Below are 24,495 nucleotides of genomic sequence, written 5' to 3' on the forward strand. Positions count from 1 at the left end.
TATCCGATAATGGGTAATCCTTGAAGCCCGGTCGTCGTCGAGTCGGTGTAGACTCGCCGCGCTTGCACGCTCGAAATCCCTTACCTGTATGGTGCTGCGCCCGTGAAACTCAGCGACATCGCCCGCCTGGCTCAGGTCTCGGTGACCACCGCCAGCTACGTGATCAACGGTCAGGCCGAACGTCGGCGCATCAGCCCTGCGACCGTGGCCAAGGTCTTGGCAGTCGTCGAGGAGCATGGTTATCGCCCGGACCAGCAGGCAGCCAGCCTGCGCCGCGGGCAAAGCCGCTGCCTGGGGTTCATCCTGCCGGACCTGGAGAACCCCAGTTATGCGCGCCTGGCCAAGCTGCTCGAACAGAAAGCCCGCGCCGCCGGCTACCAGTTATTGATCGCCAGCTCCGACGACGACCCGAACAGCGAGCGGCAGTTGCTCGAGTTGTTCCGTTCACGCCGCTGCGAGGCGCTGATCGTCGCCAGTTGCCTGCCACCAGACGACCCGCTGTATCCGACCATCGTCGCCGCCGGCCTGCCTGTCGTGGCCGTGGACCGCGCGCTATCGCCCACCTACATCCGCTCGGTGGTCAGCGATGATGAGCAGGCCGGACGTACCCTGACCGAAAGCCTGCTGACACCCAAACCCAGGCACATCGCCCTGCTCGGCGCCCGCGCAGAGCTGGTCATCAGCCAGGCGCGCGAACGCGGCTTTCATTCGGCACTGAAGGGTTTCGACGGGCACATCAGCGTCTACCACGGCGAGCTGTTCAGCCGTGCCTGCGGCTACCGGCAAATGAAGACTCTGATGGATGAAGTTGGCCCACCGGATGCCTTGCTGACCACTGCCTACGTACTGCTCGAAGGCGTGTTCGATGCCCTGCGTGAACAGGGCAGCGAGCAATGGCCCGCGGTGCGTCTGGCCACCTTCGGTGACACTCAGTTGCTGGATTTTCTGCCACTGCGGGTCAATGCCATGAGCCAGCAGCACGAACGCATCGCCGAGCGCGTACTGACCTGGGCACTACGGGCGGTGGAACACAACGACTATCAGCCCGGCATCGAGGCCATCGGCCGCAGCTTCAAGGCCCGAACCTGATAGTAGGGTGCGCCATACGCACCGACTGTCGGAAAAAACCGGTGCGCACGGCGCACCCTACCTCTGGCTTCGATGCCGTCTGCTAACCACCCTGAATCTTCTGCAGCAGCGGCTCGCACTGGCTCGGCTCATCGCCCGAGCTGGGCGCTATCAGCGCCAACAACCCTGCCGCAGGCGCCACCGCTACACCCAACGCCACCAGGCCAACGCCACGAAGCGCCAGCGGCGTGGCCTGCACACCTGGCGACGGTTCCTTGAACGTGCCGCGTACATAGAGCGGCGAACGCAGGGAAAAAACACGAAAGCCCTTGGTCGACGGCGTGATGGTGAAATCCAGTCGCTCGCTGGCGAAGTTGGCGCTGCCGTCGACCTTGATCACCGCATTGTCGGTATCGACGACGAACAGTCGCGTGCTCATCAGCCCCTGCTTGATGCCGAGATCGGCCGCCGCACAATGGATCTTCACATCCTCGTCGCCGAACAGCCGCCCTATCAGGTAATTGCCGACGTTCAGACCAGCGATTTCCATCAGCCCGCGACTCACCGCGCCATCATTGATCAACATCTTCAGCTCGCCATCGGCACCGCCAAGCAACGCCGCCACCGAATTGCCACGACCGCTGATGCGCGCATCACCGTTGAGCTCACCGAAGCTGGTCTGCATCGGCGCAAAGGTGGGGAACAACTGCTTGAGCTTGAGATCTCGCGCACGTAGACGCATCTGGCCCTGCAGCGGCGTGGTCGCGCCATTCAGGCGGATTTGCGAATCGAGCACACCGCCGGCCATGCCGAAACGCAGTGGCTCCAGACTCAGCGCGCCATCATTGAGCACCACATGGGTGTCGAGATCAGTGATCGGCAACTGCTCGCTGTGCACGATGCGCTTACCGACGAAACGCACATCGGCGTCCATCGCGCGCCAGCGGTCGGTACGAAACTCGGAAACCGGTAACGCCTTGTTCGCCGGCTGCACGTCCCGCTCGCCCCGTTCGCGCTTGTCCTCGCTGGAGTCTGCGCCGATCAGGGGTGCAAGGTCACTGAACAGCAGTTGGTTGGAGGTCAGCCGGCCGGACAGTTTCGGCCGCGGCTCGCGAGCCACGAATGTCAGATCACCGTGAATATCGCTGTCACCGATCTGGCCATTGAAACCAAGGTAGCGAAAGATTGCCCCATCGGCATCGTGCAGGTCGGCCTGCAAACGACCGTCGGTGCTGTACGGCGGAGTATCCGGTAAGGTCACGCCGGTAAGCGGATACAGGTGACCGAGGCTGGCGCCAGACAGACGCAAACGCAGATCCAGAGCGCCTAGATTCTGTGGATCGGTCAGGCTGCCGGCCAGTACGATGCGAGTCGCGCCAATGCGCAGGTCGGCTTGCAGCGGGAAAGGTTGCGACGCGTCATGCAGCGCCAGCAGGCCACCCACCTTGCCGTTGCCGGTCAGTGGCTGACCACGGAAACTGCCCTTGGTCTGCCAGGCGAATGCGTAATCCTGGGCATTGCCATTGCTCTCAGCCAGACGCTCGGCTGTGCTCTTGCCGACGATATCGGCAAATGGAACAGGCTCGCCCAGCGGCTGGATAATCGCCTCCAGCCGGGAATTGCTGACCTTGTCGTCGAGCTTCACCTGCCCCTGATCAAAGCCGATGGTGCCGATATCCAACGTCCAGGGACTGGGCTGATCAGTATCGTCGGCCTCCTCCTTACCCAGGTCGAACACCCAGTTGGCGCGGCCATCTGCCAGGCGCTGCAGATCGGCGACCGGCGCGCCAAGTTCGATACTGGGGATGCTCACTGTCTTCCATAGAAGCGGTAGCGGAGACAGGCGAAAGCGCACGCTATCGAGGCTGACGAAGGTATCGCCCTGCGCCCAATCGGGATTACCCAGGCGCAGCTGCTCGGCGGAAAAATGCGGCCAGGGCACCCAAGCGCTCAAACCCTGTTGTCCGGCCTCACGCTGCCAAACCACACGCAGGTCACCCTCGATGGCGAACGGCCGGTTCAAGGCCGCAGAAACCTGTTCGTTGATCAGCGGCCGCGCCCGGTTCCAGTCGAACAACACCAGAAACAGCATCAGTGCCGCCACCAACAGCAGAAAAACGGCGAGCAACGCGCCCAACAGCTTGCGTAACTGGTGCACCCAGCGACCTCCTTATTTCACTGCCCGAGTGAAACTCGTCCATATCCATACGACTGAAAAGATTAGCCAACGCTCCCTCGCTCTGGCAGGAAAGGGGAAAATAGCCGACTCTGAACGCCCAATCGTGAGCTGACCGATGCGCCTGATCGACACCCACACCCACCTCGACTTCCCCGACTTCGACGCAGATCGCGACGAAGTGCTCACACGCAGCCGCGCACTGGGCGTGCAGCGTCTGGTGGTGCTCGGCGTCTACCAGGCCAACTGGCAGCGACTGTGGCAACTGGTCGAGGAAGATGAAAGCCTGTACGCAGCCTTCGGCCTGCATCCGGTCTATCTGGACGAACATCGTCCGCAGGATCTCCTTGAGCTGCGCGACTGGCTGAGCAAACTGGCTGGGCACCACAAGTTGTGCGCCGTCGGTGAGTTCGGTCTGGACTATTACCTGGAACAGTTGGATCGACAGCGCCAGCAGGCGCTGTTCGAAGTGCAGCTACAACTTGCTGCCGACTTCAAACTGCCGGCTCTGCTGCACGTGCGCCGCGCCCATGCCGCGACCATCGCCACCCTCAAGCGCTTTCGTCTGGCCCGCGGCGGCATCATCCACGCCTTCGCCGGTAGCTACGAGGAAGCGCGCGAGTACATCAAGCTGGGTTTTCGCCTCGGTCTTGGCGGCGCCGCTACCTGGCCGCAGGCCAATCGCCTGCGCAAGGTGGTGGCGCAGTTGCCAGTGGAGGCCATCGTGCTGGAAACCGACTCGCCGGACATGGCCCCGGCCATGCACCCCAACCAGCGCAACAGCCCGGAATATCTGGCTGAAATCTGTGCCGAGCTGGCAGCGTTGCGCGGTATGACGGCCGAGGAACTGGCGGCGGCCAGCAGCCGTAATGCGGATGAGTTGTTCGGCTGGAACTAAAGCCAGGCCGCCCCCTGTAGGAGGGGCTTCAGCCGCGACGACTGCAACAGCACCGCCGCTGAAGCGCCTCCCACGGAGCGATCAGACGCGAAACGCGCCGATCAACTGCTTGAGACGCGTAACCAGCTCGCTCAGCTCGCGGCTCGCCTGCTCGGTCTGGCTGGCGCCGGCAGCGGTACGCTCCCCCGCATAGTTGATCTCGACGATATTCTGGTCGATATCGTGCGCCACCGCCGTCTGCTGCTCGGCCGCTGCAGCGATCTGCTGGTTCTGATCGACGATCATGCCCACCGCGCCGAGGATGTTCTCCAACGCCTGCTGCACCTTGGCCGACTGACTGACCGTGCCATCGGCCATCTGGTGACTGGCGTTCATCGCCTTCACCGCCGCCCCCACGCCACCTTGCAGCTTGGCGATCATCGCTTCGATCTCTTCGGTGGACTGCTGCGTACGCTTGGCCAGGTTGCGCACCTCATCAGCCACCACGGCGAAACCACGACCCTGCTCGCCGGCCCGCGCCGCCTCGATGGCAGCATTGAGCGCCAACAGGTTGGTCTGCTCGGCGATGCCCTTGATTACATCGAGCACTTGGCTGATCGCCGCACTGTCGCTGGCCAGCTGGTTGATCACCGCCACCGACTGGTCGATTTCTCCGGCAAGACGCTGGATTGCACCGACCTGCTGCTCGACCAACGCGCGGCCACTGACCGTCTCCTGATTCACGCTCTGCGCGCTACCCACCGCAGCAGCGGCACTGCGCGCCACCTCCTGGGCAGTGGCGGACATCTGGTTCATCGCCGTTGCCACCTGCTCGATCTGTGCACGCTGCCCGGCCACCGCCTGATTGCTCTCGCCCGAAACCAGCTCGACACGATCAGCCTGCCCACCGACCTCGCCCACCGTCTGCCCAACGCGCTCGATCAGGTCATGGATGCGCACCACGGTCTGGTTGAACACCTGCCCCAGTTCGCCCAGCTCATCGCGGCTCTGCGCCTGGAAGTTGACCGTCATATCGCCTGAGGCAACCCTGTCCATCACCTGACCCAAGGTTTTCAGGGTCGAGCGGGTGGACACGTAGAAGCCGCTGTAGAGGTAGACGATCAACAGGAACACCACGACCAGCGCCACCACCAGCAACACCATCTGCGCACGGTTCTCGGTCAGACGCTCGCTCAGCTGGCTATCGAGGAAGGCCAGCAGGCCGTCGTTGAAGGCGTAGGTCTTGGCCATTTCCTGGCTGACCTGATCGTAGAACTGCGCCCAGGGCGTATCCAGACTGTCGGCGATGATCACCTGATCCTCGAACAGCACGCCACTGTCCTTCAGGCTCTGGCGACTGGCTTCGGCAAGGCCACCCAGGCCGTTCTGCGCGGCAACGTTACCGGCCAATGCCTCCTGCAGGCTCAAGCCGTACTCGGCGTGTAGCTTCTCCAGTTGCAACAACAGGTCATCGAACTTGGTGCTGGCTGCCGAGTTGAGAAACCCCTGCCCCAGGGAATAGGCGCCGATAGCACGGCCTTGACTGAGCACATCGGTGACCTGCGGGGTGACGTTGGTGATCAGCTCGGTAATCTGCCGCACCTGACGCTGCGGGTCCTGGCTTAGTCCCGCCTGGCTGGCCACCAGCTTGATGAAGACCTGGGACGAGCCCAGCAGCTTCTCGACGATGACCGTCTTGCTCTGCAAAGAAGTCTCGGCCTCTGCGCTCTTCAGCTCGGCCAGCAATTCGTCGCGCTTGGCGATGAACTCCGCTTCCTGCTCGGCATCGCTGGTCACTGGCTGCAGTCCTTGCAGGCCGGCACTGAGCGACTGCTGCAATTGATCTATACGCCCCTCCAGATCCCCCGCCTGACCGGACTGACCAATCATCGAGTTGATCTGGACCAGATCATTGAGGCTTTCAAGATCACGCCGCAGCTGCAAGCTGCTGCCAAGTAGCTCGAGGCTTTCCAGGGCGGTCTGGGTACCAACGAACTGTCGATAGGAGTCGCGCACCAGATAGAAGTTGGTGACGAGCATGGGCAGGAAGAATAGAACGCTGATCAGGCTGAACTTCATACCGAAGCTGAGGCGATTCATCAGCGCGATGGCCGGATACAACACGGTCTTCACTAGACGTCTCCAGTTGCCATTATTGTTATAGGTATTGCTTGGATCGCCGCCGAGCCTCTTACGGACTGATCACGGCGCCCTGTGTCGACCGACCTGGGTTCGCCGAGCTATGCGGCAAATACAGGCAGACAAATGTGACGAAAATCACCAAACAGGGTCGACTACCGCCTCCTTATACGCCTTATCGACACGCGTCTCTGTAACTTAAGGTTAAACGCGCGCAGCACCCTTAACTCCCTGCTCAAGAGTAAGCGTAGTTCGTCACTGGAATTACAGAAGGACAAAGGGCGGGAGCAACCCGCCACTGTGCGTGACAGCAGGTTGCCCCCGCCCTGTAAACCGCGTGGGTACGATCTCTAGATGAATAACACCCAAACCGCGTAACCGGCATACCAGACCACCGCAGCGCGGATCAGCAGTTGCCACAGCTGATCCAGGGTATCGACACCCTCCTCACCCATCACTGGCGGCGGCATCTCACCAGCGGCTCGCCCAGCCTTGACCACCAGTTGCGCGGCAGAAATGTCCCAGCTCAGCAGCTCATGCAGCAAGGCGCGGCTGACAGCGACAAAATTGCCGACTAGGGCGAAACTGGAAGCCAGCACCCGCGCCGGCAGCCAATCGAAAGCGTGGCGCAGTTGCACGGCGCGCTCACGCAGAGCCGGTTGCTGCGCATGCTCTGCACTCATCGCCAACAGGCGATAGGCCAGCGCGGCCATGGGGCCCAACAGCAGATACCAGAAGATCACCGCAAAGAAGCTTTGATAGGCCTGCCACAGCAGATGCCCCTGGACCTGTTGCAGTAGCTCGGTGCCCTCCTCCGGCTGCAACGAAAGGTCACGTTCGGCCACGTGGTAAGCGGCCTGACCATCACCGCGCCGCCAGGCGTCGCGAAACGGCCCCAGGGCTGCGAGCAGATCACCACGCCCCAGGCTGTAAATCAGCACCAGCAAATGCACCGGCAAAGCCAGCCAGCCGTATGCCAGCGGTTTGAGGATCAGCAATACCAGGCCCAACGCCAACACCGGCAACAGCACCAGAACGGCCAAGCACAGCCACGGAGCCTGCTGAAGGCCGCCTTGCTGCAGGCGCTGCAGTTGCGCCAACCAGGGGCCGTCCTGCTGGATGCGCAGACGCCAGGCGGAAAACTTCTCGACCCACAGCACCAGCAGAATCACCAGAAAACTCATTGCTACCTCTCCTTCAATTCGGCGTGCAGACGCGCCCAGTCGAACGCGGCCCCCGGATCAGTCTTGCGCCCAGGCGCGATATCGTTGTGGCCGCGGATGCGCTGCGTCGACAGCGCGGGGTAAGCGTCCAGCAACTGCCGCGTCAGCTCGGCCAACCTGGCGTATTGAGCGTCGGTATAAGGCAGATCATCCGTCCCTTCCAGCTCCACACCCAGCGAAAAATCGTTGCAGTTGTCGCGCCCCTCGAACCAGGAAACCCCGGCGTGCCAGGCACGATCCAGACAGGAGACGAACTGCGTCAGCCCGCCATCACGCTCGATGAAGAAATGCGCGGAAACCTGTAAGGACGCGATCTCGGCGAAGAAAGGATGTTCATCCACCGGCAAGCGGTTCTGAAAGAACGCCTGCACCTTACCAGTACCGAACTGCCCGGGTGGCAGGCTGATGTTGTGCACCACCAACAGGGAAATTTCGCCACTGGGGCGAACATTGAAATTCGGCGATGGGCAGTGAGGGATGCCCTGAAACCAGCCGGTTGAGGGGTCGAGCTGCATGGAATGCTCCTGAACGAGCCACCACTCTAGAGCAGGTGGCTACGGCGGCCAAGCGCGAGGCCGCAACAGGATGTGCAAAGGCGGGAAAATCGAGAATCACGACTGTAGGAGTCGCGCCTCACGGCGAATCGATAGCGAACACATCGGAAGACTTGTAAAGCTTCGCCCCGGGGCGGGGCTCCTACAAATCAAGCCGTTGCCAGGGGCGAACGCTCCTGGCAACGAATCAGCTGTGCTTGAGCTTGCGCAAGTTACCGATGACCGACTCCAGGGCACGGTCGAACAGCAACGCATCGTCGAGCAGGCGCACAGCGTTGCGGCGGAATTCCACCGCCAGCGCGTTGCGCGTCTTCTCCAGCACCTTCATGCCAGTGCGATTGACGAACACGTACTTGCCAGTGGGCTTGATGATGGCCGCCAGCTTGCAGCGCAACTTGTGCTCTTCATCTTCCTGAATTTCCACCCAGCTACCCACACGCAGGCTGTCCACCTGCAGCAGCGCCTCGTCGTCGTCCGGGAGCACCACGTCCGGCTCCTGCGGACGGGTCTGACCGGGCGCGAGCAGAATGATCTCTTCGACCACCTCGACCATCGCCGGGGCATCCTCGACCTTCTCTTCGGCTGCCGGCAGCTCCAGCAGCGGCAACTCGACGCCCGCTTCACTCAGATCGGTGTGCGCAACATCTTCGGGCACGGCCGTTTCGGCTTCAGGGGCCGCGCGTTTGAAGCGCTGGAAGGCCTGTACATGCAGCACTTCCAATTGGCTGAAGAATTCGCTGGTAGAGAACGGATCGAACGCCGCACTGGCCATGCCTTCGCGCAGTGCCTTGAGCAAGCCAGGCACCAACTCCAGCAAACGCAGACGCGCCTCTGGATCTTCATGCGGGGCGACACTCCAGACCAGATCATCCATGGTCTGCAACGCAGCCTGCCACTCGTCCGAGTCCACGCCGTGCTTGAGGCAGGTCAGCATCAGCACCTTGCTCCAGGCTTCCTGCAGCAGCCGCACCACCACTTCCGGCAGCGTCTTGCCAAGCAAACGCTCATTCAGTGCCTGCTCGACCTGGCGGCGGGCCAGCTCGGCCTTAGCGCTGCCTTCCTCGGCATCGCGGGTACGCTGTTCGAGCAACTCGCTGCGACGGCGCTCATCGCCGGTGAACGCCATGAACTCGGCCAGCAGTTCGGAGAAGATCGCCGGATCATCGGCGAAATCGTTCAGCAGGCGCTGAACCACCTGCTCGATCTTCTGATAGAGGCTGTCACGCTGGGCATCGTCCTGATCGACCCAACCCAACGCGGCAGAGGCGATCTCGTTGAGCAAGCGACGAGCCGGATGGCTGCCACGGCTGAAGAAAGTCTTGTCCAGCACCGCAACCTTGAGCATCGGGATCTGCAGACGGCCAATCAGTGCCTTGAGCGAATCCGGCAGGGTGCGATCATCGAGAATGAACTCGAACAGCATCGACACCAGATTGATCACATCTTCATCGACCTCACCAACCACTCGCGCCTTGCCACTTTTGGCACTGGCACGTTCGAGCAATCGTTCGAGCTGGTCACGGAGATCGAAATCTTCGACGTTGACCTGTGCCGGAGCACGCTGCTGCATGTGCGATAGCAGGCGCATCAGGTCGTTGCTGGTGATCGGCAGCGCATCGGCTGTCTGAGTGCGGCGCGGCATTGATGTGCCGCGTACTTGCGAGAGCAGATCCTGCAGCGCACCGAACACTTCCTGCACGCCCTGATCGGCGCCTTCGAGCAACGGCATGCCTTCCTCGCCGGAGGACTGGCTGTAAGCGGAAGCTGCCGGGCGCTGTTGACGACGCGGCGGCGCGGACTTCAGCTCAGGCAACACGCCCGCGCTGACCAGCGCCTGATTGGCCTCGGCATAAAGCATGTCGCAGCTGCCGAGCACGTACTTTTCGAACAGTTTGAGGATGATCAGCTTGACCTTGATCTCCACGCCCAGGCTGCTGCAGGCGTCGAGGAAGTATTCACTGAGCAGGGTCGGGCCGAGCGGGTTGCTCTTGTCGTCCAGCTTCTTGCTGATCACCGCATTGAGGCGTGTGGTGAGATGGCCCAACGCAACAGCGTCTCGGCTCATCACCTTGGCCACCATGGCGTCCAGCGCCACGGTTTCTTCCAGTTCGTCGTTCTGCACCAGGCTCAGGCTATCGAACGACACGGCATCCAGCGTGGGCTGAGGTTTGCCAATTTCGTACTGGTTGAGATTGGAGAAAGACTCGAACACCTTCTGCAGAAAGCCGCGCTCGATGTTCTTACGCTTGAGCCGCAGGTCGCGCATGGCCTCGAAGAAAGCATTCTGCTCGGCATTACTGGTCGCCCGATCCGCCATCTCGAAGAGGGTATCGTCAGCATTGTCGAACAGGCTCTGCAGGTTCTGCTTGAGCTGTTGCGCCGCTTTGTCACGCACCTGAATCAGCGCCACGGGCAGTCTTCCTACCGGCGAAGTTGGCGATTGCTCTGCGGTGGCCTTGTTCAGGTGCACCACGTTCGCGTCGGTCTTCATTCTAGTCTCCCGCAGACTGCTCGAACCCGAGCTTCCTGGTCTGCACAGCGTCAACCGAGCGTCGTCCCTAACGTCAAAGGCCTGGCGTCAATAATGAAAAAAGTAAAGCCATTATAGGGAGGCTGCGCGCCATACCAAGCCAATTTTTCCCACAGACATGACCCAGATCACAGATAGCCACACGCCATCTTCGGACGACGACCAATACACCACATTCGCACCCCCACAGCCTAACTCTGACAGGCCTTCGGCGCTGCACCGATAGTCGGGCCAAGGGGGCACTCTCGTCATTAAGAGCAGCGGCAACATATAAAAGTGCCTGATCAATTCTGCAGAACGACAAAAGGCCCAGCGCCGCGATGGAGCATTGCCCTGCAACCACCTGCCTCTATAATCGCGGCTCGACTACACCGGAGCCGACCATGCCCAACCTGACCCTCGCCGACCTCAGCAGTGAAATCGAAGCCAACGTCCGCCGCGCCCTGGCCGAAGACATTGGCAGCGGCGACATCACGGCCCAGCTGATTCCGGCCGAGCGCCTGGCCAGCGCCCGGATCATCACCCGCGAGGCGGCGGTTATCTGCGGCACGGCATGGGTCGATGCGGTATTTCGCCAACTCGACCCGCGTGTCGCGGTGCATTGGCAGGTAAAGGATGGCGACAAGGTCAGCGCCGACCAGACCCTGTTCCGCCTCGAAGGCCCGGCTCGCGCCCTGCTCAGCGGCGAGCGCAGCGCACTGAACTTTCTGCAGACCCTGTCAGCCGTCGCGACCCGCTGCCGCCACTACGCCGATATTGTGGAAGGCACCCAGGTCAAACTGCTCGACACCCGCAAGACTCTACCCGGTCTGCGCCTGGCGCAGAAATATGCAGTGACCTGCGGCGGATGCCATAACCACCGTATCGGTTTGTACGACGCCTTCCTTATAAAGGAAAACCACATCGCCGCGTGCGGCGGCATCGCCCAGGCCATCAGCACCGCCCACCAGATCGCCCCGGGCAAGCCAGTGGAAGTCGAAGTGGAAAGCCTGGAAGAACTGCGCCAAGCACTGGAAGCAGGAGCCGATATCGTCATGCTCGACGAACTATCACTGGAAGACATGCGCGAAGCCGTAAGACTCACCGCCGGCCGCGCCAAGCTCGAAGCCTCGGGCGGGATCAATGACAGCACCTTGCGTGTGATAGCTGAGACCGGCGTGGATTACATCTCGCTAGGGACGCTGACCAAGGATGTGAAGGCGGTGGATTTGTCGATGCGGTTGGCGTTGTAAGCTACAACTCGACCGAAATTTCGCCCTAGTAAAATTTAAATTGAGCGAAACACTCTTAAACTAAGCACCCGCAGCACAAGAGAGAAAATCACTCACTTAATCCGTTAATCCAAATCCAAAGAAGGCACCATCGAATTAAATAATGACACATGAAACCAGAACAGCAGTCACAACATATATATAACTAGTAACAACCTGGCGGCATATATGTATTTTTCCACCCACTGGCCGCCGCGCCATCTATCGCACAAGCCCACGTCCCTTCAGCGCTTCGAAAAATAGAAATGCGCGCCCCCGCCACTCTAGGATTTACATTCCCACCTAGAGTCACCTCAATCACACCCGAACCATCGGCCAAGAAGCTGGCTATATCGCCAACGGCCGCCTCAGTAAGGTTTGACTGCGCATACCCCAACTGCGCATTAGTTATAATACTCCGCCCTCGCACCAACGACTCCTCTACTGGCGCTTTGTAAGCCGCCACCTCTGTATATGCCCTTCGCACTTGAGTACCAATTACGTACTCTTGATATTGAGGAATTGCTATTGCCGCGAGCACACCAATTATCGCAACAACAATCATAACCTCTATGAGAGTAAAACCCTTACTGCATTTCACACCCCACCTCCTCACGCCCGCCACGAACCAACACCAATTAACGCAGCAGCGCACCACCAACCATGAGCACTCTTGACAAACCACGACCAGCAGCAAAAAACCAAAGCACTATTTCATAAAACCAGGACCACATAATAAAACACCCCGAATAAATCGGGGTGCCTTATATAAATACACACAAACCCGAATTTACACTAGGGGCAAATCCCTACAGTGCAACAGGGCCCAGCTGTAATTAGTTGGTGCAACCTGCGGGCTTGAAGTTATCTTCGACGTCAGTCGCGCAAGTCCACGAACCATCAGCGGTACGAGTCCAAGTAAGAGTAGCACCGGTCAGAGCTGCAGCCGCGTTGTTGCCGAATTCAGCCTCAATAGTCGATGTAGTAGTCAGAGTTCCCGGCACTGTCGGGGTACCAGTACCAGTAGCCGGAGTACCAGAAACTTGGCTGTTGCCACCGGTCAGCAGGTTAGAACCAGTCGCACCCGGGTCACACTCACCCGGACCATCACCCACGGTCAGACGGCCGTCATTGATGCACGCCTCGATAGCGGTACGCAGCTGACCCGACTCGGACATTACACGGGAAACCTGGGACTTGGCGGTGTAGGTTTGGTACTGCGGGATGGCGATGGCAGCCAGGATACCGATGATGGCGACCACGATCATCAGTTCGATCAGGGTAAAACCCTTTTGTGCTTGAGCTTTCATTCGTTAACTCTCCTAGAAATGGATAGGTCCAGCGACCTGAGAGCTACAATGCAGCCAGCGTGCCAACCTTTTCAATCCAACCAGATAGCGCCACTCAACGAACCAACGTCATCCCGATCACAACCTACACCGACACAAACTGACCTTTTTCGTCACCTGAAAAAACGCGGTTTGGCACGCGACAGCATCTAGGCTATAAGGCAGGCATTGTGTGTGGAGCCCCCGATGAACGAAAGCGTATCCCTCTCCGGCCTGGCCAAGCAGATGGTACTGGCCGAGTTGCTGGACGAAAAAGCAGCTCAACAAGCGCAACTACAGGCCCAGCGCAACAAACTGTCGCTGGTTACTTACCTGGTGCAGAACAAGCTGGTAAAGAGCCGTGCCCTGGCAGAACTGGCCTCGGAGCAGTTCGGCGTTTCCTTTCTCGACCTCAACACCCTCGACAAGGAAAGCCAGCCACGTGATCTGATCAGCGAGAAACTGGTAAGGCAGCACCGTGTGCTGCCGCTATGGCGCCGTGGCAACAAGCTGTTCGTCGGCCTCTCCGACCCCTCCAACCACCAAGCTGTAACCGATGTGCAGTTCAGCACCGGCCTGACCACAGAAGCAATCTTGGTCGAAGACGACAAACTCGGCGATGCTATCGACAAGTTCTTCGACTCGGCCAATAGCGGCATGGAAGACCTGGCCGATGTTGATCTCGACGGCCTGGATGTGCAGGCCGTGGACGATGACAAGCCCACCGGAGATGGTGGCGCCGATGCTGACGATGCGCCTGTAGTGCGTTTCGTCAACAAGATGCTGCTGGATGCCATCAAGGGAGGCTCATCGGACCTGCACTTCGAACCCTACGAAAAGAACTATCGAGTGCGTTTTCGCACCGACGGCATTCTGCATGAGGCGGCACGCCCTCCCATCCAGCTCGCCCCAAGAATTTCCGCCCGCCTCAAGGTCATGGCTGCATTGGATATCTCCGAGCGGCGCAAGCCGCAGGACGGCCGGATCAAGATGAAGATCTCCAAGACCAAGGCCATCGATTTTCGCGTCAACACCCTGCCCACGCTGTGGGGCGAGAAGATCGTGATGCGAATTCTCGACCCTACCAGCGCCCAGATGGGCATCGACGCACTGGGCTACGAGGAGGAACAGAAAGAACTGTATATGTCTGCCCTCAAACAGCCCCAGGGCATGATTCTCGTCACAGGCCCCACCGGCTCGGGCAAAACCGTATCGCTCTATACCGGCCTTAACATTCTCAATACACCTGATGTGAATATCTCCACCGCGGAAGACCCGGTGGAGATCAACCTGGAGGGCATCAACCAGGTCAACGTCAACCCCAAGCAGGGCATGGATTTCACCCAGGCGCTGCGCGCCTTTCTGCGTCAGGACCCGGATATCATCATGGTCGGTGAGATCCGAGACCTGGACACGGCCTCCATTGCCGTCAAGGCCGCGCAGACCGGGCATATGGTGATGTCCACCCTTCACACCAACAGCGCCGCGGAAACCCTGACCCGCCTGCGCAATATGGGTGTGCCATCCTTCAACATCGCCACCTCGGTCAACCTGATCATCGCCCAGCGCCTGGCGCGCAAGCTGTGCAGCAGTTGCAAGAAGGAAGTCAACGTACCGCGTGAGACCTTGCTGGCCGAAGGCTTCCCCGAAGACAAGATCGGCAACTTCAAGATTTATGGTCCGGTGGGCTGTGAAAATTGCAAGGGCGGTTACAAGGGCCGCGTCGGTATTTATGAAGTGGTTAAAAACACGCCTAACCTGCAGCGGATTATCATGGAAGAAGGCAACTCCATCGATATTTCCGCGCAGATGCGTAAAGACGGCTTTAATGACCTGCGCACCTCCGCTTTGCTCAAGGCCATGCAAGGGGTTACCAGCCTTGAGGAAGTCAACCGCGTGACCAAGGATTAACCATGGCCGAAAAAGCTCTAAAAACCAGCGCATTCAAATGGGAAGGTAAAGACAGACGCGGTGCGGTCGTCTCCGGCGTGATCAATGGGCAAAACCCGGCGCTGATCAAAGCGCAACTGCGCAAACAGGGCATTAACCCGACCAAAGTACGCAAGCAGTCTTCACTGTCCTTTGGCAAAGGCAAAAAGATCAAGCCCATGGATATCGCCCTGTTTACCCGGCAGATGGCGACCATGATGAAGGCCGGTGTACCGCTACTACAGTCCTTCGACATCATCGGCGAGGGCTTTGACAACCCCAATATGCGCAAACTGGTCGATGAGGTTAAACAGGAAGTGGCAGCAGGTAACAGCTTCGCCACCTCGCTGCGCAAGAAGCCGGAATACTTCGATGAGCTCTACTGCAATCTGGTGGAGTCCGGCGAGCAAGCCGGCGCCCTGGAAAACCTACTGGACCGGATCGCTACCTATAAAGAAAAAACCGAAGCACTGAAGGCCAAGATCAAGAAAGCGATGAATTACCCCATCGCGGTAATCGTGGTAGCAGTTATCGTGTCTGCAATTTTGCTGATTAAGGTGGTTCCGCAATTCGAATCTGTCTTTGCCAGTTTTGGAGCCGAACTACCAGCCTTTACACAAATGGTTATCGGTATTTCACAAGCACTTCAGACATGGTGGTTTGTTGTGCTAGTCGCTCTGCTGGTGATCGGTTTCTCCTTCAAGGAAGGCCTTAAGCGTTCGCAAAAGTTCAGGGATGCGGTTGATCGTGGAGTTCTGAAGCTGCCGATAGTCGGCGATATTTTGTATAAGTCCGCCGTAGCCCGTTTTGCGCGTACTCTGTCAACAACGTTCGCTGCCGGCGTACCGCTGGTAGACGCTCTCGACTCGGTATCCGGCGCTACCGGCAACGTAGTGTTCAAGAACGCAACCAACAAGATCAAGGCCGATGTATCTACCGGCATGCAACTAAATTTTTCAATGCGCACCACGGGCACCTTCCCGTCGATGGCAATACAAATGACTGCCATTGGTGAAGAGTCCGGCTCATTGGATGAGATGCTGGACAAAGTCGCCAGCTTCTACGAAGAAGAAGTGGACAATATGGTCGACGGCCTAACCAGCCTGATGGAGCCCATCATCATGTCCGTTCTGGGCGTACTGGTCGGCGGCCTGATCATCGCCATGTACCTGCCAATCTTCCAATTGGGCGCCGTCGTCTAAATGCTTGCGTTCGACTTTCTGGCCAGCCATGTGCTGGCCTTTGTTTTGTGTGCTTTGTTGCTAGGTTTGCTGGTGGGCAGCTTCCTCAACGTCGTGGTTTACCGTCTACCTCTGATGCTGCAACGCGACTGGCAGAACCAGGCTCGCGAGGTGCTGGAGTTGCCGCCAGCACCAGCAGCAGAAACCTTCAACCTTTTCCTGCCCAATTCTTGCTGCCCGCAATGTGGCCATGAGATTCGCCCTTGGGAGAACATCCCAGTCATGAGCTATCTGTTCCTGCGCGGCAAGTGTTCGAACTGCAAAACCCCTATCAGCAAACGTTACCCCATCGTCGAACTGGCCTGTGGCCTGCTTTCCGCTTACGTCGCCTGGCATTTCGGTTTCACCTGGCAGGCCGGGGCGATGCTGGTGCTGGCTTGGGGACTGCTGGCGATGAGCTTGATCGATGCCGACCACCAGATCCTGCCGGATGTGCTGGTGCTGCCGTTGCTTTGGCTGGGCTTGATCGTCAATTACTTAGGGTTGTTCACCAGCCTGGAAGATGCCCTGTGGGGGGCGATTGCCGGCTATTTGAGCCTGTGGTCGGTGTATTGGCTGTTCAAGCTGATCACCGGCAAGGAGGGCATGGGTTATGGCGACTTCAAGCTGCTAGCGATGCTCGGTGCCTGGGGTGGCTGGCAGATTCTGCCGTTGACCATTCTGCTGTCGTCGCTGGTCGGGGCGGTGCTGGGGGTAATCATGCTGCGCATGCGTGGCAGTGATTCCGGCACACCGATTCCCTTCGGCCCTTATCTGGCGATTGCCGGGTGGATCGCCCTGCTGTGGGGCGATGTGATTACCGGCAGTTATCTGAAGTTCGCTGGGTTTTGAGCTAATCCAGCGACACTCGTCACTGCCGCGAAGGCGGGAGTCCAGGAGTTATCCTGACTCCACGAGCTGGGTCCCCACCTTCGCGGGGATGACGGATCGCGGCACACGCGGTTCGCATCATCCAGCAATCCCCCCTACAATCGCGGCCTTGAGCAATAACGAGGCTGCATTGGCGTCATGAAACCCTGGATACTCGGCCTGACTGGCGGCATTGGCAGCGGCAAGAGCGCGGTGGCGCAAGGCTTTATCGAGCGCGGCGTGCACGTGGTGGACGCCGATCATGCTGCGCGCTGGGTGGTTGAGCCAGGCCGACCAGCGCTGACCAGGATCGTCGAGCACTTCGGTGCAGGTGTACTGCAAGCCAACGGCGAGCTGGACCGCGCCGCGCTGCGCAAGCTGATATTTGCCGCCCCCGAGCAGCGCCGCTGGCTGGAAAGCCTGCTGCACCCACTGATCGGCCAGGAGATCGTGCAGGTGTTGGCGCGCGCAGAATCGCCCTATGCGATTCTGGTGTCGCCACTGCTGGTCGAGTCCGGTCAACGGCAGATGACCCAACGTATATTGGTCGTCGACACACCGGCCGAGTTGCAGGTGCAGCGCACCATCGCACGCGACCAGAGTTCGGAAGAACAGGTTCGCGCCATCATGCAGGCTCAGGCCAGCCGCGAAGAGCGCCTGCGCCATGCCCACGACGTACTGGTCAATGATCGAGACAGGGTTTGGCTGGACGCGGAGGTCGAGCGCCTGCACAACTTCTATCTGACCCTGCGCGGAGGCCAACCATGACCACGACCGTTCAATGTCCCACCTGCGGTGCGCCCGTCGAGTGGAAAACCGAGAGCATCTATCGTCCGTTCTGCTGCGAGCGTTGCAAGCTGATCGACCTGGGTGCCTGGGCCGCCGAAGAACATGCGATTCCCGGCAATGACCTGGAAGACGAGATGTTCAGTGGCGATCTGCCAACGCGGCCGCATTGACGAGCAATCGCAGCTAAAGCCGCTCCTGCAGTCACGCCTGGAAACGCATAGCGCACCCTACGGTTCTCAGGGGCGCATAAAAGCGTAGTCGCGGTCATCATCGAGGTTGTCGGCGAGAAACTGCAGTTCGTGCGCCAGCTCTTGGGGATCACGCAGCGCCCTGCTCCGCTGCACGACCTCCGACAGCAGCGCGCGCAATGCCACGATAGGCTCATGACCCTGCACTTCGGCGTCATGCAAGTCGTCCTGAACAACGTTTCTTGCCCAGCTGTGAACACTCATATCGAGTCCCTCGGAGGCGTTTCTCACAGCATGGCGGCAGGCCCGTTTCGGATATTGACGGGGATCAATCCGCTCGCCGCCATTCAATCGGCCAATACGGCGTCATTCACTCGCCACGATCACTCTCCTTCCAGGGCACCTGCAGGTAGCGGCTGCGGTTGAAGGTTTCCAACCAGTCCGGGTAGAACACCACCAACGCGGTGACGATGGTGCCGTTGATGAAGGCTTCGGGGAACGCCACCAGCCACAGGTAGCCGGCAAAGTCGTCCAGCCAGGGCGGCATGGGGAACAGCCCGTCCATCCACAACAGCGCGAGACCGCCGAGCAAGGTCATCAGGGTCGCCAATGCTGCCGGGAAGAACCCGCAGAAGAAGATGTAGACGAACAGGTTGCGCGGCTGCGCGCGCTCCACACGCAGCGCGCACAGCTCGGTAATCAGGATGGGGGTCAGCACCAGCAACACGCCGTTGACGCCGAGCGAAGCCAGGTCCATACGGCCGATAGCCAGCAGGCCAAGCTGCGCCGCCAGGCCGGCCAGCACGGCAAGTGGCCAGTCGAGTAGCAGGGTCACGGCAGTCATACCGATGAAGTGATAGGAAAGCCCGGAGTCGAAATCGCGGCGCACCAGCCAAAGCAGGAACAGCGCGAGCATGGTGCCGAACAGCAGATGCTGGCGGCGTAGATCACTGAACAGCTCGACCCAGGGCGCCCGCGCCACCGCCCAGAGCAGAGCTAGCCCGTAGACCAGCCAGCCGACCAACAAGGTGGAGAACGCCAGCAGGTTGGAAGCGATCATGCGCGAACACCCTCTCCTTCATTCATCGCCATGCCCGGCAGTCTACACCGGTACTCGGATTTGATTTTGCCGGCAGAGCAGTTGCCCTGCCATTGATCGACAACAGCCAACGAAACCCTGCTGGATTTCCACGCTCACTGGAACGACTGGAGTTGCAGCACTGGCATGCGGGTAAGCGCTACGGCTAAGCTGTGGTCATGGACGATTCCGATTATCTGCGCTTACTCACGCACCAGGCCGAACAGGCCAATGCCTTCCTCTCCAACGCGAAGAAATGGGAGCGTGAGCGCTGGGTTTGTCAGCGCCTGCTGCAGGCCTTGAACGTGCGCCATCACAGCGACGACTTTACACCCAGTGGCCAGGAGCCACCGGACGTGCTGTTTCGCGATGCCAATTTCGAAGTGTTTTTCGTGCTCGATGAAGGCCGGCGCCTCAATGACGAGTGGCGCGCCGAACTGGAGCGTCGCCGCAGCGCCTTTTCCCTGAGCCAGCTGGTACGCCGCGAAGCGCGCCCCAAACGCATTCCCGCCAGCGAAATGCAGGCGCGTCTGGCGCCGACCTTGCGCAAGAAGGCGCATAACTATCGCGAGCGTGGCATCGACCTCGGCGAACTCGATCTGGTCGCCTTCGTCAGCCTCAAGCGCTCCGTGCTCGACTGCAACAGCCACTTCCCGCCGCCCACCGAATATCTGCGCCAGGGCTGGCGCTCGCTGTCGCTGGTTGGCCCGCGCTTCGCCCGCGTGCTGTTCGCTCACCCGGACGCGCCGGATTTTCTGCGGCACAACCTCGGGCGCAGCCTGCTGTTCGACATAGGAATCGGTCTATGAGCCCCTTGCAGGAATTGCTCGCCGAGGTGCCGCAGGTCGGCCAGGTACGCTGGATAGGGGTTCGCCCCAAGGCGCGCGAGGCGATGCTCGAAGTCGACGCCGTGGAAGCCCGACGCGACGCCGGCCTGACGGGTGATCACAGCCGCCCCGGGCCACGCAATGCGCGGCAGGTCACGCTGATTCAGTGGGAGCACCTGGCCGTGGTTGCCGCCCTGCTCGGCCGCGACGCGCCCATGCTACCCAGCGAGCTGCGCCGCAATATCGCGGTTGCCGGCATCAATCTGTTCAGCCTCAAGGGCCGGCGTTTTCGCATCGGCCCGGCACTGCTGGAGACCACCGGCTGGTGCCAACCCTGCACCCGTCTTGAGGAGCGTCTCGGGCGCGGCACCTTCCAGGCCATGCGTGGCCATGGCGGTATCACCGCTCGCGTGATCGAGGGCGGCATCATCCGCCTGGAGGACGCCGTGAGCGTGGAAACCCTCGAAACGATATCTGACCCGCAGGACAACGACGCTCGCCAAGGCTGGCGGGCACGCCTAGAATAGCCGCATTCAATCAGAGGCCCACCCATGACCAGTCGCCTGAGCCCCGAAGACCAACAGAAAGTCGACCAATACCTGAGCGCACCGCAGCATCAGGTCGAACGTCAACCGTTTCGTGTTTGGCGTCTGCTGGCGGTGGTCCTGGTCGTGACCATTGGCCTGGGCCTGCTGAGCCGCCTTCTGAGTCGACTGGTGCTATGAGCTGCCTTGCGCTCGCCCTCTCGCACTCACACCGCATTTTTCAAAGCCTTGTGAGCAATATCCATGTCCCATCGCATCGTGATTGTCGGCGGCGGCGCCGGCGGTTTGGAGCTGGCCACCCGCCTTGGTAGAAAACTGGGCAAGAGTGGCGCTGCCCGGATCATTCTGGTCGACGCCAACCTCACCCACATCTGGAAGCCCCTGCTGCACGAAGTGGCCGCCGGCTCGCTGAACTCCTCGGAAGACGAACTGAACTACGTGGCCCAGGCCAAGTGGAACCATTTCGAGTTTCAGCTCGGCCGCATGTCCGGCCTGGACCGCGCCGGCAAGAGCATCACCCTGGCACCGACGCTGGATGACGACGGCCAGGTGCTGATGCCTGAGCGCAGCATCAGTTATGACAGCCTGGTGATCGCTGTCGGCAGCACCACCAATGACTTCGGCACGCCCGGCGCCGCTGAGCACTGCATTTTCCTCGACACCCGCGCGCAGGCCGAACGCTTCCACCGGCGCATGCTCAGCCACTACCTGCGCGCGCATGCCAGCGAGAGCGAAGACGGCTCGAAGATCGATATCGCTATCGTCGGTGCCGGTGCCACTGGTGTCGAGCTGGCTGCAGAACTGCACCACGCTGCCAAACAACTGGCTGCCTATGGCCTCAATCGCATTCGCCCCGAAGACATGCGCATCACCCTGATCGAGGCCGGGCCGCGTGTACTGCCAGCCCTGCCCGAGCGCATCGCACGGCCGGTACATCAGACCCTGGAGAAGCTCGGCGTCACCGTACTGACCGGCGCCGCCGTCAGTGAAGTGACTGCCCAAGGCCTGAAAACCGCCGACGGCAACTTCATCCCGGCCAGTCTGAAAGTCTGGGCGGCCGGCATTCGCGCCCCCGGTTTTCTCAAGGAGCTCGACGGACTGGAGAGCAACCGTATCAATCAGCTGCAGGTGCGTCCGACCCTGCAAACGACCCTCGATGACGACGTATTCGCCTTTGGCGACTGCGCAGCCTGCCCGCAGCCGGGCACCGAGGGCCGCAACGTGCCGCCCCGCGCCCAGGCCGCACACCAACAGGCGTCGCTGCTGGCCAAATCGCTACGTTTGAAGATCAGCGCCCAGCCGCTGCCGGAATACCGCTATCGCGACTACGGCTCGCTGATCTCGCTGTCGAGTTTCTCTGCAGTCGGCAACCTGATGGGCAACCTGACCGGCAGCGTCATGCTCGAAGGCTGGCTGGCGCGAGTGTTCTACGTGTCGCTCTACCGCATGCACCAGATGGCTCTGTATGGCGTCCCACGTACCCTGCTGCTGATGCTCAGCGACCGCATCGGACGCAGTACCGAGCCACGTCTCAAGCTGCACTGAAGCTGTCTATACTGGGGCACGGACGCCCCAGTCGTTGGCGAGCGTCCTGCTCGCCAACATCTGCCCATTCGAGGCATCGCGCATGAATACGCAATGACACGGCAACGCCCCGCCTTCAGCCGCGCCACAGGTTCGGCAACTACCTGACATCCCCACTCCAGAATCCGCCTGCAACGGAGCATCGCAGATGCACCCAAGCAATACGACTGCCGCCAAACCCTCGGCCATTGCACTGCTGATCGCCGCTACCGGCGTGGTCTACGGCGACATCGGCACCAGCCCGCTGTACACCCTGAAGGAAGTGTTCAATTACGGCGTAGCGCCCAACCATGAGGGCGTACTGGGCATTCTCTCGCTGATCATCTGGTCATTGATCTGGGTGGTATCGGTCAAGTACGTACTGTTCATTCTGCGCGCGGACAACGACGGCGAAGGCGGCGTCATGGCCCTGACCTCGCTGGCTCAACGTGCCGCACGCAACTACCCACGTCTGCGCAAGGTGCTGCTGCTGATCGGTCTGTTCGGCGCGGCGCTGTTCTTCGGCGACAGCATGATCACCCCGGCAATCTCGGTGCTGTCGGCGGTCGAAGGTCTGCAGGTCGCCTTCGACGGTATCGAACGCTGGGTCGTGCCACTGGCACTGGTGATCCTGGTCAGCCTGTTCCTGATCCAGAAACACGGTACAGCACGCCTTGGCATTCTTTTCGGGCCGGTCATGCTGCTCTGGTTCAGCGTGCTTGCAGTGCTGGGCGTCCATGGCATCAGCCAGTACCCGGAAGTGCTCAAGGCGCTGAACCCTTACTGGTGCATTCACTTCTTCATCGTCCACCCCGGCATCGGCCTGGCCATCCTTGGCGCCGTGGTGCTGGCACTGACCGGAGCCGAGGCGCTGTATGCCGACATGGGCCACTTCGGTCGCAAGCCCATCGCTCGCGCCTGGTTCTTTCTGGTGCTGCCGGGCCTGTTGCTCAACTACCTGGGACAGGGTGCGCTGATCCTCGCCAACCCGGCCGCCGCACACAATCCTTTCTTCCTGCTGACTCCGGGCTGGGCGCTGCTGCCGATGGTGGCCCTGTCCACCCTGGCCACGGTGATCGCCTCCCAGGCTGTGATCTCCGGCGCGTTCTCGCTGACCCACCAGGCCATCCTGCTGGGCTATATCCCGCGCATGTTCATCCAGCACACTTCGGATACCGAACAGGGGCAGATCTACATCGGTACGGTGAACTGGATGCTGATGATCGGCGTCGTGCTGCTGGTGCTCGGTTTCGGCTCATCCAGTGCCCTCGCCTCGGCCTATGGCGTGGCGGTGACCGGCACCATGCTGATCACCACGCTGCTGGCCGCTGCCGTGATGCTGCTGTTGTGGAACCTGCCCAAGTGGCTTTCCCTGCCGATACTCGGTGGTTTCCTGCTGGTCGATAGCCTGTTCTTCATCGCCAACCTGCCCAAGGTGCTGGCCGGAGGCGCTTTCCCGCTGGTCGCCGGGATCGTCCTGTTCGTATTGATGACCACCTGGAAGCGCGGCAAGGAGATCGTCTTCGAGCGCTTGGGCGAGAATGCCCTACCACTCGATGTGTTCAGCGACAGCATCGCCCGCCAGCCCCCACATCGCGTCAAAGGCACTGCGGTGTTTCTGACCGCACGCACCGACAGCGTGCCGCATGCGCTGTTGCACAACCTGCTGCACAACCAGGTGCTGCATGAGCATGTGGTGTTGCTGACGGTGATTAGCGAGGACAGCCCACGCGTTGCCGCCAGCAAGCGCGTGCAAATTCAGGAGCATGGCGAAGGCTTCTACCGCGTTCTGCTGCATTTCGGCTTCAGCGAACGTCCTGACGTGCCGTTGGCGCTCAGCCAATGCCAGGTTCCCGGGCTGAGTTTCGAGCCGATGCACACCACCTACTTCATCAGCCGGGAAACGGTGGTTTCGACCCGCCGCATTGGCATGGCCCGTTGGCGCGAGATGATCTTCTCCTTCATGCTGAAGAACGCCAACAGCAGCCTGCGCTTTTTCAACCTGCCGCTCAACCGCGTGATCGAACTGGGTACTCAGGTGGAAATCTGAAACGCAGAAACGACGAAGCCCGCACTTGGCGGGCTTCGTCGTTGTATGGTGGGTCGTGTAGGATTCGAACCTACGACCAATTGGTTAAAAGCCAACTGCTCTACCAACTGAGCTAACGACCCAAAAATGGTCGGGGTAGGGGGATTCGAACTCCCGACATCTTGCTCCCAAAGCAAGCGCGCTACCGGACTGCGCTATACCCCGATAGGAAGTTGGCTCCGCGACCTGGACTCGAACCAGGGACCCAATGATTAACAGTCATTTGCTCTACCGACTGAGCTATCGCGGAAC

Annotated in this window: 22 protein-coding genes, 3 tRNA genes and 1 pseudogene; 13 read left to right on the forward strand and 13 right to left on the reverse strand. The window is 60.4% G+C overall.

Going from position 1 to position 24,495, the window contains the following annotated elements:
• Positions 1-102: 102 nt before the first annotated feature.
• Positions 103-1,089: a catabolite repressor/activator gene (gene cra / locus CDO35_RS03315; protein WP_099522558.1), complete on the forward strand. Its 987-nt coding sequence runs from the start codon at positions 103-105 to the stop codon at positions 1,087-1,089.
• A gap of 82 nt (positions 1,090-1,171) precedes the next feature.
• Here cra and CDO35_RS03320 read toward each other — a convergent pair whose 3' ends face one another.
• Positions 1,172-3,226: an AsmA family protein gene (locus CDO35_RS03320; protein WP_099522559.1), complete on the reverse strand. Its 2,055-nt coding sequence runs from the start codon at positions 3,224-3,226 to the stop codon at positions 1,172-1,174.
• A 136-nt stretch (positions 3,227-3,362) separates the two neighbouring features.
• On the opposite strand from CDO35_RS03320, the gene CDO35_RS03325 reads away from it, so the two are divergent.
• Entirely contained in the window at positions 3,363-4,142 is a 780-nt protein-coding gene (locus CDO35_RS03325; RefSeq protein WP_099522560.1) for a TatD family hydrolase, read from the forward strand.
• Between the two features lie 81 nt (positions 4,143-4,223).
• Here CDO35_RS03325 and CDO35_RS23150 read toward each other — a convergent pair whose 3' ends face one another.
• The 5 genes and pseudogenes from CDO35_RS23150 to CDO35_RS03345 all read right to left on the reverse strand — a co-directional run bounded on the left by CDO35_RS23150 (position 4,224) and on the right by CDO35_RS03345 (position 10,528).
• Positions 4,224-4,937: a methyl-accepting chemotaxis protein gene (locus CDO35_RS23150; RefSeq protein WP_372237955.1), complete on the reverse strand. Its 714-nt coding sequence runs from the start codon at positions 4,935-4,937 to the stop codon at positions 4,224-4,226.
• Positions 4,938-5,078: 141 nt separating this feature from the next.
• Positions 5,079-6,221 (reverse strand): annotated as a pseudogene (locus tag CDO35_RS23155) (HAMP domain-containing protein); the annotation flags it as partial.
• Positions 6,222-6,610: 389 nt separating this feature from the next.
• Positions 6,611-7,444, reverse strand: a complete 834-nt coding sequence (gene ampE, locus CDO35_RS03335; protein ID WP_099522562.1) for a regulatory signaling modulator protein AmpE — start codon at positions 7,442-7,444, stop codon at positions 6,611-6,613.
• 2 nt (positions 7,445-7,446) lie between these two features.
• Positions 7,447-7,998: a 1,6-anhydro-N-acetylmuramyl-L-alanine amidase AmpD gene (ampD, locus tag CDO35_RS03340; RefSeq protein ID WP_099522563.1), complete on the reverse strand. Its 552-nt coding sequence runs from the start codon at positions 7,996-7,998 to the stop codon at positions 7,447-7,449.
• A gap of 226 nt (positions 7,999-8,224) precedes the next feature.
• The gene (locus CDO35_RS03345) at positions 8,225-10,528 is read right to left on the reverse strand and encodes a DUF1631 domain-containing protein (RefSeq protein WP_099522564.1); all 2,304 of its coding nucleotides are present in this window, start codon (positions 10,526-10,528) and stop codon (positions 8,225-8,227) included.
• A 422-nt stretch (positions 10,529-10,950) separates the two neighbouring features.
• Here CDO35_RS03345 and nadC point away from each other — a divergent pair, with 422 nt between their 5' ends.
• Positions 10,951-11,799, forward strand: coding sequence for a carboxylating nicotinate-nucleotide diphosphorylase (nadC, locus tag CDO35_RS03350; RefSeq protein WP_099522565.1), 849 nt, complete (start codon positions 10,951-10,953; stop codon positions 11,797-11,799).
• A 184-nt stretch (positions 11,800-11,983) separates the two neighbouring features.
• Here the strand turns inward: nadC and CDO35_RS23160 are convergent, their stop codons facing one another.
• Positions 11,984-12,502, reverse strand: a complete 519-nt coding sequence (locus CDO35_RS23160; protein WP_425048523.1) for a pilin — start codon at positions 12,500-12,502, stop codon at positions 11,984-11,986.
• A gap of 151 nt (positions 12,503-12,653) precedes the next feature.
• Positions 12,654-13,127, reverse strand: a complete 474-nt coding sequence (locus CDO35_RS03360; protein ID WP_099522567.1) for a pilin — start codon at positions 13,125-13,127, stop codon at positions 12,654-12,656.
• 225 nt (positions 13,128-13,352) lie between these two features.
• On the opposite strand from CDO35_RS03360, the gene pilB reads away from it, so the two are divergent.
• From pilB to yacG, 5 genes are all read left to right on the forward strand, one after another.
• Entirely contained in the window at positions 13,353-15,056 is a 1,704-nt protein-coding gene (gene pilB, locus CDO35_RS03365; RefSeq protein ID WP_099522568.1) for a type IV-A pilus assembly ATPase PilB, read from the forward strand.
• A gap of 2 nt (positions 15,057-15,058) precedes the next feature.
• Entirely contained in the window at positions 15,059-16,276 is a 1,218-nt protein-coding gene (locus CDO35_RS03370) for a type II secretion system F family protein (protein ID WP_099522569.1), read from the forward strand.
• Positions 16,277-17,146, forward strand: coding sequence for a prepilin peptidase (locus CDO35_RS03375; protein ID WP_143507300.1), 870 nt, complete (start codon positions 16,277-16,279; stop codon positions 17,144-17,146).
• A 177-nt stretch (positions 17,147-17,323) separates the two neighbouring features.
• On the forward strand, positions 17,324-17,932 hold the full coding sequence (gene coaE / locus CDO35_RS03380) for a dephospho-CoA kinase (RefSeq protein ID WP_099522570.1): 609 nt from the start codon (positions 17,324-17,326) through the stop codon (positions 17,930-17,932).
• On the forward strand, positions 17,929-18,123 hold the full coding sequence (gene yacG / locus CDO35_RS03385; RefSeq protein WP_099522571.1) for a DNA gyrase inhibitor YacG: 195 nt from the start codon (positions 17,929-17,931) through the stop codon (positions 18,121-18,123). The genes coaE and yacG overlap by 4 nt, the downstream gene beginning before the upstream one ends.
• 66 nt (positions 18,124-18,189) lie before the next feature.
• On the opposite strand, the gene CDO35_RS03390 is transcribed toward yacG, so the two are convergent.
• Positions 18,190-18,405, reverse strand: coding sequence for a hypothetical protein (locus tag CDO35_RS03390; RefSeq protein ID WP_099522572.1), 216 nt, complete (start codon positions 18,403-18,405; stop codon positions 18,190-18,192).
• A gap of 106 nt (positions 18,406-18,511) precedes the next feature.
• Entirely contained in the window at positions 18,512-19,201 is a 690-nt protein-coding gene (locus CDO35_RS03395; RefSeq protein ID WP_099522573.1) for an energy-coupling factor ABC transporter permease, read from the reverse strand.
• 197 nt (positions 19,202-19,398) lie between these two features.
• Between CDO35_RS03395 and CDO35_RS03400 the strand changes: the two genes are divergently transcribed.
• The 5 genes from CDO35_RS03400 (at position 19,399) to CDO35_RS03420 (ending at position 24,204) form a co-directional block, all read left to right on the forward strand.
• Positions 19,399-20,028: a DUF1780 domain-containing protein gene (locus CDO35_RS03400; RefSeq protein ID WP_099522574.1), complete on the forward strand. Its 630-nt coding sequence runs from the start codon at positions 19,399-19,401 to the stop codon at positions 20,026-20,028.
• On the forward strand, positions 20,025-20,573 hold the full coding sequence (locus CDO35_RS03405) for an MOSC domain-containing protein (protein WP_099522575.1): 549 nt from the start codon (positions 20,025-20,027) through the stop codon (positions 20,571-20,573). The genes CDO35_RS03400 and CDO35_RS03405 overlap by 4 nt, the downstream gene beginning before the upstream one ends.
• A gap of 24 nt (positions 20,574-20,597) precedes the next feature.
• On the forward strand, positions 20,598-20,771 hold the full coding sequence (locus CDO35_RS03410; RefSeq protein ID WP_099522576.1) for a DUF3094 family protein: 174 nt from the start codon (positions 20,598-20,600) through the stop codon (positions 20,769-20,771).
• 63 nt (positions 20,772-20,834) lie between these two features.
• Positions 20,835-22,136, forward strand: a complete 1,302-nt coding sequence (locus CDO35_RS03415; RefSeq protein ID WP_099522577.1) for an NAD(P)/FAD-dependent oxidoreductase — start codon at positions 20,835-20,837, stop codon at positions 22,134-22,136.
• Between the two features lie 187 nt (positions 22,137-22,323).
• On the forward strand, positions 22,324-24,204 hold the full coding sequence (locus CDO35_RS03420) for a potassium transporter Kup (RefSeq protein ID WP_099522578.1): 1,881 nt from the start codon (positions 22,324-22,326) through the stop codon (positions 24,202-24,204).
• Positions 24,205-24,250: 46 nt separating this feature from the next.
• On the opposite strand, the gene CDO35_RS03425 is transcribed toward CDO35_RS03420, so the two are convergent.
• From CDO35_RS03425 to CDO35_RS03435, 3 genes are all read right to left on the reverse strand, one after another.
• Positions 24,251-24,326: transfer RNA gene (locus CDO35_RS03425), tRNA-Lys, on the reverse strand.
• 5 nt (positions 24,327-24,331) lie between these two features.
• Positions 24,332-24,408, reverse strand: a tRNA-Pro gene (locus CDO35_RS03430).
• Positions 24,409-24,417: 9 nt separating this feature from the next.
• A tRNA-Asn gene (locus CDO35_RS03435) sits at positions 24,418-24,493 on the reverse strand.
• Positions 24,494-24,495 lie beyond the last annotated feature (2 nt).

Source organism: Pseudomonas sediminis, from assembly GCF_002741105.1.
Classification (GTDB): Bacteria; Pseudomonadota; Gammaproteobacteria; order Pseudomonadales; family Pseudomonadaceae; genus Aquipseudomonas; species Aquipseudomonas sediminis.